Origin of the sequence: Halobacteriovorax sp. RT-1-1 (assembly GCF_047085455.1) — a bacterium.
GTDB lineage: Bacteria > Bdellovibrionota > Bacteriovoracia > Bacteriovoracales > Bacteriovoracaceae > Halobacteriovorax_A.
In genome coordinates, this window is sequence record NZ_JBKIXZ010000002.1 from 163398 (window position 1) to 176266 (window position 12869).

A 12869-nucleotide genomic window follows, 5' to 3' on the forward strand; every position below is an offset into this window, starting at 1 on the left:
TTATGAAAAAACTTACTACAGCGACACTTATGACACTTATGGCACTTCAAGCAAATGCTATTGAGGTAAGAGATGCATCTCTTGGAGCATCTTCAAAGGTTTCTGAAGCTATTTATGATGCAGGAAAAAGCGCTACAGATAAAACGGTTGAAGTGGCTGACTTTACTGGTGAGCACCTAAAGGCATTTATTTCTAAGAACTTAGAGTCATCTTATAAAGCTTCTGAAAAACTAGCTAAAGAAATCGTAAAGCTATCTGAAGTATCTAAGCCAGCTTTTCGTTTTACAGCTGATGGCCTAGCAATGGTATTTGAAATCTCTGGTAAAGGGACAAAGCAAACTTTAAAAGTGTCTAAGAAAATCTATATCTTCCTTGAGCCAACTCTTGAAGCAACAGGTGAATTTTTAACTGAACTTCTAGAGCTTGCATTTGAAGGAACATCAGAAGCATCAGAGCTAATTACTGACATTAATGAATTCCTTTCAAGAGTTCTTGAGAAGCCAATTGATATCACTAAGATGACTCTTGAAGAGATCTTTGAGCTAATCGGAAAAGCAAGTGAAAAGTCTACTCAAGCATCAGAGTTCCTTTTAGGTGCAGAAAACTTTGAAAAAGGTATTGAGTACTCTGGAAAAGGAATTTCTTTAACTTCAAATGGTATTGGAGCTGCGTTCTATCTTGTATCACAGGCAACTACTGGAATTTCTCAGCTATTTGACTTCAATAGAAAAGAAAGAGAGCAAATTGAGCAAATGGTAGAAAGAGGTGACGTTGAAGGTCTTGCTGGGCTACGTGATCTAATTAGACACAATATCAATGAAGAAATTGTAAACGGTGAGGATCTTAATAAGCTTCTTGATGATAATGCGATCGATACTTATATCAAGCTTAGACTAACAGTTCCTAATCTTGAGAATAAGCTAGAGGAAATCTACGGACGTCAAATTGTAAAATAATAACTTTTTTAAAAAGGATTAATAATGAAAAGAACAACTTCAGCTATTTTACTTACTCTATTATCACTTAATACAGTAGGTGCCGATATTAGAGATGCTGCATTTGATGCCTCTTCAAAGGTTTCAGAAGCAATCTATGATGCGGGCAAGAGTTCAACGAGACAAACGGTAAAAGTCGCAGACTTTACTCGAGAGAAGCTGGAAGCTCTAATTTCAAAAGGGCTCCAATCTTCGTACCGTGCTTCAGAAAAAGTAGCTGAAGAAATTATTAATCTTTCAGAATTTTCTAAGCCAGCGTTCCGTCTTACTGCGGACGGAATTGCTATGGTTTTTGAAGTATCTGGTAAAGCGACTAAGTCTTCAATTGAGGTAACAAGAAAGATCTATGTTTATTTAGAGCCAAGTTCTGATAAAACTGAAGAATTCTTAACTAAGATCATTGATCTTGCATTTGAGGGAACATCAGAAGCATCTGAATTGTTAACTGATATTAATGAGTTCTTATCAAGAGTTCTGGAAAAACCTCTTGATATTTCAACGATGGCAACTGAAGAAATTGTAGATCTTCTTTCAAAGGCCACAAGAATGACTCATCTTGAAAAATTAATTGAGTTAGCTCTAGATGGAACAACTAAAGGTAGTGAGTTATTGACAGATATTAATGATTTTCTATCAAGAGTTCTAGAGAAGCCTATCGATATTTCTGTTATGACTTTAGAAGAAGTATTTAAGCTAATTGAGAAGGCAAGTGTTGAGTCGTCAAAGTTAACTGAACTTCTAATTGGCGCTGATAATCTTGAGAAAGGTACTGAGTACACAGGAAAGGGAATCACTTTAACATCAGAGGGTGTTGGAGCTGCATTCTATCTTGTTTCTCAAGCAACAACTGGAATCTCTCATCTTTTTGACTTTAATAGAAAAGAGAGAGCTCAAGTTGAAGCGATGATGGAGAGAGGTGATATTGAAGGGATTGAGGGATTACGAGATCTAATTCGCTACAATATCAATCAACAGCTAGAAAATGGAGAGGACTTAAACCGTCTTCTAAATGATAACTTAATAGATACTTATATTAAGATGAAATTAACAGTACCAGAGCTAGATCAAAAGCTAGAGTCATTATACGGATTAAAATAAGAAAAAAGCCTAGGATTTCCTAGGCTTTTTTATAGTTTAAATTCTCTGTGAAAGTATTTGAAAGTTAGTCCGTCGTATTGATTGAAACAACCATAGACCTTACCATCTACAATAGCAGGAGTCGATGCTAGATCATCTCCAGCAAAGTCATAAAGCCTTCTTTTTGGCCACAGTGACTTTATCTTATTAAGTTCACTTATTTCATAAAAGTAGAGGTTTTGAATATTTTTTGAAATTAAAAAACCATTATGAATAACTGCTTTAGGCATATGAAGAGCTTCTCTGTTTTGACGAATTGAAAGAACATTATCTTGATTCATATTTTCGTCTAGAATAACAAGACCCTCAAAAGCTCTCTTCTTTGTCGAAAAGTTATAAGTCACATTATCAAGCATAACAAAGATTCGTTTGCCGTCATTATCAATACCAGTGGCAGTCGAAACTTGGCTCGAATCGTGGGGTAGGTCGAAGTTGTGAGCTGATTCTACATTATATGAAGATAGGTCGATCTTCATTAGTCCAAGAGAGCCATGAGCGATAAAAAGTTTATCATTCATTATTGTCATATCTTGTGCTGATTGATGTTTTTGTATAATTGGTAAGTGGGTTGAAGGGAAGCTTGTTACAAATTCGTAATTATTGAGATTATGTACAAATATATAATCTGGTGTCAGGATATAAAGCTTACCTTTATATTCCTTTACTGAACGAATTTCATACTTTGAAAAAATCAATCTAATTTGTTCTTCTTCAAATTTATAGAGAAATGGCCCTTTGAAAATGTAATAATTTGATCCTGATTTATAGTGGCCAGTATCACCTTTTTTAGATGCACAGAATGAATCAAGATTTCCCTCCGATGCAAATGCAATCAAAGATATAATTACGACTAGTAGTACTTGTTTCATCTTTCCCCCTAAATTTATTTAATATAATAATTATCGAGTTGTATTTCTTGTTCGTCAAAAAAACCTGACAAATCTTGATGAAGCGTGTTAGAAAGTCTCATGCTAGATAGAATCTTCATTGAAATTTCAAATATTTGCAACTTGCAGTGCACGTTCTGTCCTGTTGTAGAAAGAGATAAGAAGGTCATGACGCCAGAAGATTTTGAAAAAGTCTTAATCCAGGCAAAGCCTCTTGCAAAGCAAGTGTGTCTGCATCTAATGGGAGAGCCACTGGCACATCCTAACTTCGTGAAGATTATGGAGATATGTGAGCGTAATGAGGTCCCAGTTCAAATTACAACTAATGGGGTGGTCATTGCATCTCGAAAAGAAATTCTTCTTAAAAGCAAAGTTTTAAGACAGATTAATTTTTCGATTCAAAGTTATAAAGACAATTTCCCAAATCGCGACTTCAATACTTACCTAAGACCAATTTTAGATTTTTCAAAAGAGTTAAATGAAACTTCACCTGAAACATATGTAAATTATCGTCTTTGGAACCTAGGCCGTAATGAACAAATTATGAAAGAAAATGAAGAGGTGTTTCAGACTCTAGAGAGGTTCTACGATATTGAAATTAATCGTCGTACTCAAGTTGAGTCGATTAAGAGTAAAAGAATTTGGAATAAGGTTTATCTTCACTTTGACTCACATTTTGATTGGCCTGATTGGAATCTTCCAAACCAAGGAACACAAGGGCGCTGTCATGCCCTAAAAACACATATTGGAATTCATGCAGATGGAACTGTTGTTCCTTGCTGTCTGGATAAAGAAAGTCAAATTCCATTAGGAAATGCAATTGATCAAGACTTAAAAGCAATCCTTAGTTCTCCACGAGCAGTCGCAATGAGGCAGGGGTTTGATAATAATAAGCGTGTTGAAGAGTTCTGTCAGCACTGTACATATATCAATCGATTTCAAAAATAATTAATTAATAATACTTTTCAATTTTTGTAAGTTAGAAACCATCGCTTTACGGTTTTTAATTGGAAAGTTCTTTAGTTTAAGAGAGATCTTTTCTTGAACTTCACTCCACACATCACTGTAAAGTTGTTGGCCCTTAGGGCTTAAGCTTAGAATTGTTTGTCTGGCATCTTCACTAGACTTACTTTTTATTACGAGTTCTTCATCCACTAAAATATTAATAGTTTTAGTCATTGCAGGCTGGCTTATTCCGTGGTGATCAGCTAGTTCTCCAACTGTACTTAGTCCTCGGCCAATATTGGAGAGCGCCCTAAATTGAGGATAGGAAATATGTGGGGATGCCGCTTCTCTGAGTTCACTTCTAATAGAGCGAATAATAAATGGCATGACATCTAAAAGTATTCTTGAAAATTCTAAGTCTTTCACGTCTTTAGTATAAACCAAGGATGTACCGATCGTAAATTAATGCAGCAGCTGGAGAGCTGCTGCGGAAGGTTTTTTAATTATTGCTCAACTTCCAGATCAGAATCGTCTGAAAGCTCAGTATCTAAAGTAGTATCTGTAGTAGCTGAAGCATCTACACAATCACCAGTTGCAGCACAATCTGTTGCTGGTGCTGATTCTTCAATAACTGCTGCTTCATCAGAAGCAACTGAATCTGACCAATCTTCATTTGCGTAAGAAACAAAAGCTGATGATAGTAGAACTAGAAGTAGTAATTTTTTCATAATTAATCCTCATATGGTTTTAGTTATATAACTTGGTTATATATATTTGTTATATATTATTCCTTTCCAAAATTCCGTACAATAAAAAAATACAGTTTTTGTGTAAAACTTTTGTCGTTATAATAAAATCTGTCAGTTAAGATCAGATATAGGGGGGAAGTAATATGTGGAAACCACCAAAAATTGAAACAAAAAGGCTTGTGCTTAGAGAAATTAGGTTAAGCGATAAGGATTCTATTTTTGAATATGGAAAGAAGCCTCATATTTCGAAGTATACCCTATGGGAACCTCATGAGTCAGTTGAAGATAGTGTCGACTTTATTGAAAAGTACGCATTTTCAAACTATGAGCAGGGGATACCAGAACCATTTGCTATTACTTTAAAAGAGAATGACAAGCTTATCGGTTGCGTCGGTTGCTTTTGGGTCTCGACAAAGAATAAATGTATGGAATTGGCCTATGTTTTAAACGATGACTTTTGGGGGAAGGGGATTATCGTTGAAGCCGCCCAGGAAGTGATAAATTATTGTTTTGAGAACTTTGATATTGAACGCATTCAGTGTCGTTGTAAGGCCGAAAATCTTCAAAGTGAAAGAGTCATGCAAAAGCTTGGGCTTAAGTATGAAGGACTACTTAGAAATGAAATTTATCATCGTGGTAAGCATTGGGATATGAAGTATTATTCAATTTTGCGATCAGAAATAGAATGATGTTTCTAGAGTTGCAAAAGTGTGATTAGTGGCACCTTTAAACTGAGGGCCATGCCAGTTCGCTTTCAATGTCACTCTCATACTTCTAAAAAATAGATTAAAACCAGCATCTGCTTTGTAGTAAATATCTTCCATGTCTTCATCTGAAATAACGTAGACTGATTCAACCTTTTTTGAACCTTGTAGAACAGCATCGAAAAAGTTTGCGACATAAGAGCCGTTAGCAAATAATTCAAAGAAACCAAGCCTCATTCCAAATTTAAGACCAATTTCGACATCTCGCTTAAGCCCACCGTAATGCCCTTGCAGCCAAGGAGATAATTCAAATATTGGACCTCGATTGATCTTAATAATTTTAAATTCTCCATTAAAAAAGTATTGATTACTTATTTGATTCTGCCAGCCATTAACTTGCGAAGAAGGTGTCATTTTATGAAATATATTTTGTAAAATACCTGCTTTAGCAGATGGGCCTTGTTGTCCTGTCCATAGATCCGCACGAAGATAGTAATCGCTATTAACGTGAGAGATTCCAAGAATTCCGTAGAGTAGGCCAGTATAAGGATGGTCTCCTTCTACTACAGTGGTACTTAAAGTTGCTTCTGGTGTATAGATTTTATGAGCAACTCCAAAGCGCAACTTTGTTAATGAACCTTGAGAGTAGAGCCTACGCTGATACATCAGTTCAAGACCATTAGAGTAATACCTATCAGTTTCAAATGGAGCATCATTATCGATTTTTATTGAAAATTCGTTAAGAGGCCTACTTTGCGCGAAAGCTGATAAGGTAAGAGTGAATAGGGTGACTATGAAGAACCACTTCATTAAACGATTGTATCATTTTAGGAAAAATCCACATCGAGATGGCCAACTTTGCTTGTTTAATTAAGTTAAATACTATTATTTCAGTTAGTTATGAAGATAATGGTGATTAAAGGTATTCTTGTATAGTTTACAATAAATAAGATTGTCGACTTTTATGGTGCTATAAGCATTTCACTATGAATAGAATCGATTTGAAAGACAAAGTCATTGTTATTACAGGCTCTACTGGAGGCCTAGGTGCAGCTCTAAGTGTTGAACTAGCTGAACGTGGCGCAAAGCTTGCGTTGATGGATATTGATAGTGAAAAACTTAGAAAGCAGGCTAGTGAACTAGGAGGCTTAGCTCTAAGTATCGATGTAACTAGTTATGAATCTCTTGAACTGGCCATGGCAAAGGTCTTTGATTGTTTTGGAAAAATAGATATCGTCGTAGCAAATGCTGGTATCACAAAAATGGCGCCAATGATCTCTTCAAGCGAAAAAGACTTTTCACAGGTGATTGATATTAATCTAAATGGTCCATGGCGCACATTCAAAGCAGCTCTTCCATATATTACACAAAGCAAGGGTTATATGGCCGCAATCTGTTCGATGGCCTCTTTCGTTCATTGTCCTTTACAAGCATCTTATGCTGCAAGCAAGGCAGGACTTCATGCTGTTTGCAATAGTGTTCGCATGGAAGTTCGACATCTTGGTGTCGATATTGGAAGCTTTCATCCGACATTCTTTCCATCGCCATTAATGGATGGTGTGACAAGTGACCCTGTCGGAAATAAGCTTTGGGGTGGCAATAAAGAAGGTCCTTGGAAGATGATCTCCCTTGAAGAGGTCGTCTCTGAAATTATCTCTGGAATTGAACAAAGGGCCGAGCAAGTCGTAATTCCAAAACGTAAAACTCTTGTTGCTAAGGCCAGTGGTTTCTTTAGACGCTATATCGAACGTCGTGGCTTTAAAGGGAATGAGATTGAAGAAGCAATTTCTCTTTCTCAAAATAAATAATTCTATAAACTCTTAGTGAGAATTCGGGGCCATCTGATATTCATCGCCATTATTTAATAAGTGGACTACTTCAGTAAAGTCGTGTGCAGACGCAATTACTTCTTCCGTGTCATTGGCAAGTTCATGGTCATAAAGGTAGTGATCAATACTATCTTGAAGCTTTTGATATAACGGTAATAACTTCGTTTCAATCTCAACAGCAAATCTTGATGATGTTTCATGTTTAACAAGTTCCTTTATACTTTTGTATATTGATTCTTGTTTATGAAAGAAGCCAAGAACTACTCTTGAAAAATAGATTACAAATGACATGAATAAGATACAGTTAACAATATCATTAACGACTAGTGAAAGTAGGCATGCAGATATTGTAAGGCTGTAGATATATTTAATTCTTGTATTTGCTGCAAGAACGATTGTGAATAGGTAACTACTTAGTAGTAGTGGAAGCGCCGTAGCCGAACTTGAGTTTAGATAATACTTCAGTGTAAATAGTAGTTGAGCATTAAAGAGATAAATATAGCTTATCTTTTGAATCGAGAAGTGATTTTTCGTCTTATAAAGGTGAAAGGCAAAAATCAAAAAGTTAATAACAATGGCCAAGCCAGAATAAGAAATATTTGCAACTGGATTAAAAAGATCTACAGCAAAGAATGCGTAGAAGGCAGTCATTGATAGAATGACGATAATCGATGATCTTTTAAAGTTGTTAAAAATTGGAATATTAAAAATATCTACTTGATGATCGAGTAAGTGATCAACATCATCGAACTCCTTCATTAAGAAGTCTTCAATACGATTACTATTTTTTCTCAAACTATTCTTAATCTTATCTTTATCGTCTAAGCCTGAAGAAATCATCGCAAGCATATTATTGATTGGATTGAGTAAGTTGTGAGTGAAGTAACTCTTTAGATTTAATATATTCTTATGAAGTTCTTTTTTATGCCAAATCTGATTCGCATTATTCTTAAAAGTAATCGATTGAATAGAGCTTACTGTCGTAATGAAAAGATGTAAGAATGTGACGAGAACAAGGCTTTGATCTTTAAGGAAGTAATTATTCGAGGCCATGATAATAAAGTGTAGAAGACAGTACTTAATATTTGTATGTTGTAAGTGAAACGCTAAAACAATAATTCCTGCAATATAACAAAGTGAACTTGTGGCAGAATAATCTGCAAGGCGAGGGTAAATTGACCAAATGAGACTTTCCACTACAACTGAGAAAAATATCACAAATGAAATATTTTTTTTAAAGAGTTTCTTATAGAAAACGATCGCCATAATTGAATCAAAGACAATCATATAATTCATCGTCGTTAGAAGATGCGGTTCAATATTATAGAAATAAAAGATTACGTATAAGACAATCATCAGAAGAACTGCAAGAAAGTGCATCTCGAAGAATTCTCGATATTTTTGATCTAAATGGTAGTAATCATTCACCAAAACTTTGTCCTGTGCAATCATAATTAACTAATTAGCTTTTATAACCTCTTAAAAGTATATTCATTATACAATACTTTATATTTGAAAAAAGTACATATTTAGTCCAGTATTGGTTAACGAGATTTTAGCTATTTATAGAATTAATGTGATTTTATTGTCTTAAGTAGGCAAAAAAAAAGCCGCTTATTGAAGCGGCCATCATTTTATTTCATAACTTTTAGGAACTCGATCATAAACTCCTTATAGACGGAGTTACTGGCCTTTAGTGCCGCTTGATACGCTTTCTTAGCGTCAACTTTTTGAAGCATGTGTAAGTGGGCCTCTAGTTCTTCTTTTGATAAGCTTTCGTATGACATATCGAGGGCCAGTTTTATATTTCTTCCCTGTGCATCCAAAATTGCATCAGTTTGCTTTTGAGCGTTAGCAACGACTTCGTTTATATTCATTGTAGGATTTCTTTCTTGTTCAGTATGTACCATCATTGCCTGAATTAAACTCTTAGACGAAGCTGTTGATTGCTCTAGAAGTGCAGCTTCTTCAATAATACTGTTCACAATCTCTCTTTTATCCTCAGGAAGTGAGTATTCCTTACCATTTGTTATAAGATCTACAATCTTGTCCTGTGTTTGCTGAGCATTTTCTTGTAATTTTTTAGAGGTCTCACTATCTTGAATCTCAGCAATTGCCTCAAGTTCATCTAGGTCTAAGTTTTCATATGACTTTTCAAGCTTCTCTTGAAATGGAAAGTTTCTTACTAGCTCAAGAAGCTTCTCTTTTTTCTGTGGAGATTTCTCATTAAATTTTTTATTTTTAAAAGCATTTTCAAATGTTTCATTTAACTTTGCTTTAGATAGATCTTTTAAAATTTTTTTGATGACTATTTTCTTTTCATTCAAAAGCTCTGGACTATCATCTATCTTCTTCGCGGACCCACTCTCTGCTAGAGGACTACTGGCCAAGTTCGTCGACTTTTGCTGTTTTTCTTTTTCGACTTTTTGAGTAGAAGTTTTTACTGCTACATCGTCTTGTGTTTTATCAGAACTTGCGACAAAAAAATAAATCGCTATAACTAGTACCGGTAAAATCCAAATAAGTTTCTTCATATATCCCCAATAATTAAAATCAGAACTCATATCATTTGTTCTATTATGCTAATAGGTTTGCTAATTATTTTGCGAGACTATTTTTATTTAGGCGTATTGTAAACGAAGTGTGTAAAAACTAAGATAAATCCCACCTTATAGTGTAGTAGATGGTTAAGTGAAATGGTTGAAAGTGTTTGAGAAAAGAAAGGCGTAGAAAATAAAAAAGCCAGACTAGGTCTGGCTTCTTTATAAAACTGGTACTCCCAAGGGGTGTGTAAATAAGATTATTAATATTAAGCTGTTATCAATACATTTTTCTAATTTCTTCTTGTTGAAGTATAATATTTTAATTTATTACATGATTTTAGAATATAGAACACTGCCAATATACGAAATAATAGATAATGGAAAAGTTATAAGGAGAGCTTTATTTATCTTAGTTCTCCACCAGTATCTCGTCTTATTATTCTTTATTGCTACATATGATTCTTTTGGTGAGAATAGGAATAAAATTGAGATTAGTAAGGCTGATAAATAAAAAGTAATACCAAGACCAGTACTTTCTTTAGGTATTTCCTTAACTAAAGATTCACCAGATCCTATTCTTAACAACAACTTCATCATTTCTTTTGAGGAGAGGTTACCTTCATTTACTGCGACTTGAATTTGGTTGCTTAAATCCGATGGTACTTCTATTGTCCCTGTCGAAGTCTTATAGATAATGTATGCATAGAAAATCCAAAAAAACCAGAAACCATACTGAGAAATATATTTCCATATTACTATGTGTTTAGGAGGTTTCTGTTTATCTAGCCAGTTGAGTAGTAGTTCATAATATTCTCTGTAGTTAGATAGCTGTTGATCAACGGAAATAGAAAGATCTTTGTAATATGATTTATTTTTAAAATCTATGCTAATTAAATCTCCATAACCAGAACCTTCTGTAATTCTTATTTTAACTTGAATTGAGATTGGTGCCTTAGCACTATCAAGTGAGTTGATAATATCTTCTACCTTCTTATATTCGGCTGTAAAGCCATCATACTCAGCTGAAATTTGTTTTATGTATTTTATATTTTCATTTCTATAGCTTTCTTCTGAGGGGAGATTTTTCTTAATATCTGTTAAAGTTAACTTTATTTTATCTTCCAGTTTTTCTAATGTTTCATCTAAATCTATCAATGATTTTTCAGTTAGATAAACAGGTGAGTCTATTCTTTTTGATGTATTATATATTAATTGAGACATTTAATACCCTCCATGTATTTTATATTAAACGAATACTTAAGTAAGAAGCTAGGTAAATTAATATTTATAGAGAATATATAATTATTCGTTTATTAAAATTCTAACTAAATGTTAGATTGTAATTTTAGCTATTTAATATCTATACTTTGAATCATCTAAAGATGATTTTTAGTTGCATAATTTCAATGTGCTTATAGACCCTGATATCAGAATTCTTTAACCTATTGAATTTACATTATGTTGTGCTCTCGACAAAAGCTGAGTTTTTTAGTATACTAAAACGTTAATTTCCCAATATTTTTATAATTGATAGAGGTTTATACTAACTCAAAGAAGACCGTTGAGTTTATAAGTGGTAACAAATGGCAAATGACTATAACTTGAAATTGATAAGATACATAGTCGCTACAGCAAATCGTTGTGGATGCCGTTTTGTGTGGACTATTCAAATAATTAAATATCTATATCTACTAGACCTTTATAATGCGAGGTCAGAGCAGAAAACGCTTACTGGTTTAGATTGGATTTTTTGGGATTTTGGGCCCTGGACAGTTGAATCATATAAGCAGATTAATGAAGCAGCAATAAATGGCTATATTTGTACAAATATAAAAACAAGAATTTCTCCTGACAACATAAATGAAGCAAATACTTATACAGCTTTTTATGTTGGAGTTGATGATTTAACTGATAATGAGTACGAAAAATTAGCTCAAGAAGTAGTGCCAAATATACAGACAAGAATGGCTATACAGGGGTCTATTAAAAAATATGCCTCAGATACTAAGAAGTTACTACATTTTGTATACTCAGGTACAGAGCCTATGATTGGAGTTGTTAAAGGTGATATCTTAAACTTTGAAAATTTAAAATGGATAGATAATCGTCCTGCTGAAAAAGTTGATATAAGTAAGAGAAAAATTAAAAAAGCAAAAGAGATTTTATCTAGAATAAAAAATAGAAAGAAGCCTGCATATAACCCACCTAGTGGAAAGTATGATGAGATTTATTTTGAATGCGTATCCTCTATGGATAGAGAGGATGATTGCGACTTGAATGATATCCCTAATATATTAGCTTGCGTGAAAGATGTAGTTCTTTAAAAGAGTAAATAGAAATGGGAATTACGCAATTAATAACTAATCCATATGAAAAAGTTCACCCTTATAGCTCTGGGAAACCTTATAGTATGGTTCCCGGGCAAATTGCTTGGGTTCCGACTGTTTTTATAGATAAAAACATGACCGTAATTTATGCTGAAAGGGCAAGTGCAGATGTTCACGATACTGCAAAACTTAAATTTGAAAGATTAAACTCAAATCATTTTAAATCGTCCTCAATTCTTAATAGGGTTCCAATTCCAAATTTAAAATTACAAGAAACAGAAGAATTAATGGCGTTTAAAGCAAAAAAGAGGCCTTGTATATATATTGGTAAGGCTGATATATTGCCACCACCACTAGATGAAACAAAAAAAGATAAAGGTGCAAGACATCAGTATGCAGATGATTTTGTTTTTATACCTATGTATTCTACTCATCAGAGTGATCCAATGAAAGGTTTTCGCGCAGAGTTTGTTAAAAGAATAAAACATTTGCATTATACACATTTTGTGTTCCTTAAAGACTGTAGGTTGACTGGTTTAGAAACAGATTTTGTACCCAATGAGGGGATTGCCAGATTAGATAGACTATTTATTACAAATCCTGTTGTTCCAAACGTTACTCCCACAGATATTAAGTTAACTGATGAGTACTTTAACATCTTATTGATGCATGTAAGAGAATATTTACTAAAAGAAACGGATGAAGACTTGTCAGAATTAAGGGACTGTATAAATCTATCAGAAGATGAATAAG

At 33.9% G+C, this 12869-nt stretch carries 14 protein-coding genes; 7 read left to right on the top strand and 7 right to left on the bottom strand.

What is annotated here, in order from left to right; translation table 11 throughout:
• Positions 1 to 2: 2 nt before the first annotated feature.
• Complete coding sequence (locus tag ACMAWV_RS11055) at positions 3 to 956, top strand: hypothetical protein (RefSeq protein WP_392993478.1); 954 nt, start codon at positions 3 to 5, stop codon at positions 954 to 956.
• Between the two features lie 24 nt (positions 957 to 980).
• Positions 981 to 2093, top strand: a complete 1113-nt coding sequence (locus ACMAWV_RS11060) for a hypothetical protein (RefSeq protein ID WP_412470371.1) — start codon at positions 981 to 983, stop codon at positions 2091 to 2093.
• A gap of 29 nt (positions 2094 to 2122) precedes the next feature.
• On the opposite strand, the gene ACMAWV_RS11065 is transcribed toward ACMAWV_RS11060, so the two are convergent.
• Positions 2123 to 3001 carry a hypothetical protein gene (locus ACMAWV_RS11065; RefSeq protein WP_412470370.1) on the bottom strand — a complete coding sequence of 293 codons (879 nt, stop codon included), beginning with the start codon at positions 2999 to 3001 and terminating at the stop codon, positions 2123 to 2125.
• A gap of 99 nt (positions 3002 to 3100) precedes the next feature.
• Here ACMAWV_RS11065 and ACMAWV_RS11070 point away from each other — a divergent pair, with 99 nt between their 5' ends.
• Entirely contained in the window at positions 3101 to 3967 is an 867-nt protein-coding gene (locus ACMAWV_RS11070) for a radical SAM/SPASM domain-containing protein (protein ID WP_103217749.1), read from the top strand.
• Here ACMAWV_RS11070 and ACMAWV_RS11075 read toward each other — a convergent pair whose 3' ends face one another.
• Positions 3968 to 4390, bottom strand: coding sequence for a MarR family winged helix-turn-helix transcriptional regulator (locus tag ACMAWV_RS11075; RefSeq protein WP_146037834.1), 423 nt, complete (start codon positions 4388 to 4390; stop codon positions 3968 to 3970).
• A 77-nt stretch (positions 4391 to 4467) separates the two neighbouring features.
• The gene (locus ACMAWV_RS11080) at positions 4468 to 4692 is read right to left on the bottom strand and encodes a hypothetical protein (protein ID WP_103217751.1); all 225 of its coding nucleotides are present in this window, start codon (positions 4690 to 4692) and stop codon (positions 4468 to 4470) included.
• Positions 4693 to 4856: 164 nt separating this feature from the next.
• Between ACMAWV_RS11080 and ACMAWV_RS11085 the strand changes: the two genes are divergently transcribed.
• Positions 4857 to 5402 carry a GNAT family N-acetyltransferase gene (locus ACMAWV_RS11085; RefSeq protein WP_392993472.1) on the top strand — a complete coding sequence of 182 codons (546 nt, stop codon included), beginning with the start codon at positions 4857 to 4859 and terminating at the stop codon, positions 5400 to 5402.
• Here ACMAWV_RS11085 and ACMAWV_RS11090 read toward each other — a convergent pair.
• Positions 5388 to 6227, bottom strand: a complete 840-nt coding sequence (locus tag ACMAWV_RS11090; protein ID WP_412463434.1) for a lipid A-modifier LpxR family protein — start codon at positions 6225 to 6227, stop codon at positions 5388 to 5390. The two genes, ACMAWV_RS11085 and ACMAWV_RS11090, sit on opposite strands and share 15 nt — an antisense overlap.
• Before the next feature lie 176 nt (positions 6228 to 6403).
• Here ACMAWV_RS11090 and ACMAWV_RS11095 point away from each other — a divergent pair, with 176 nt between their 5' ends.
• On the top strand, positions 6404 to 7225 hold the full coding sequence (locus ACMAWV_RS11095) for an SDR family NAD(P)-dependent oxidoreductase (protein ID WP_412470369.1): 822 nt from the start codon (positions 6404 to 6406) through the stop codon (positions 7223 to 7225).
• 12 nt (positions 7226 to 7237) lie between these two features.
• Here the strand turns inward: ACMAWV_RS11095 and ACMAWV_RS11100 are convergent, their stop codons facing one another.
• The 3 genes from ACMAWV_RS11100 to ACMAWV_RS11110 all read right to left on the bottom strand — a co-directional run bounded on the left by ACMAWV_RS11100 (position 7238) and on the right by ACMAWV_RS11110 (position 11010).
• Complete coding sequence (locus tag ACMAWV_RS11100; RefSeq protein ID WP_103217755.1) at positions 7238 to 8698, bottom strand: hypothetical protein; 1461 nt, start codon at positions 8696 to 8698, stop codon at positions 7238 to 7240.
• 182 nt (positions 8699 to 8880) lie between these two features.
• Positions 8881 to 9780, bottom strand: coding sequence for a hypothetical protein (locus ACMAWV_RS11105; protein WP_412470368.1), 900 nt, complete (start codon positions 9778 to 9780; stop codon positions 8881 to 8883).
• Between the two features lie 336 nt (positions 9781 to 10116).
• On the bottom strand, positions 10117 to 11010 hold the full coding sequence (locus tag ACMAWV_RS11110) for a hypothetical protein (protein ID WP_412470367.1): 894 nt from the start codon (positions 11008 to 11010) through the stop codon (positions 10117 to 10119).
• A 362-nt stretch (positions 11011 to 11372) separates the two neighbouring features.
• Between ACMAWV_RS11110 and ACMAWV_RS11115 the strand changes: the two genes are divergently transcribed.
• Both ACMAWV_RS11115 and ACMAWV_RS11120 read left to right on the top strand, forming a co-directional pair.
• Positions 11373 to 12113 (top strand): type II toxin-antitoxin system antitoxin SocA domain-containing protein, encoded by a 741-nt coding sequence (locus ACMAWV_RS11115; protein WP_412470366.1) that lies wholly within the window; start codon positions 11373 to 11375, stop codon positions 12111 to 12113.
• Between the two features lie 14 nt (positions 12114 to 12127).
• Complete coding sequence (locus ACMAWV_RS11120; RefSeq protein ID WP_412470365.1) at positions 12128 to 12868, top strand: hypothetical protein; 741 nt, start codon at positions 12128 to 12130, stop codon at positions 12866 to 12868.
• Position 12869 lies beyond the last annotated feature (1 nt).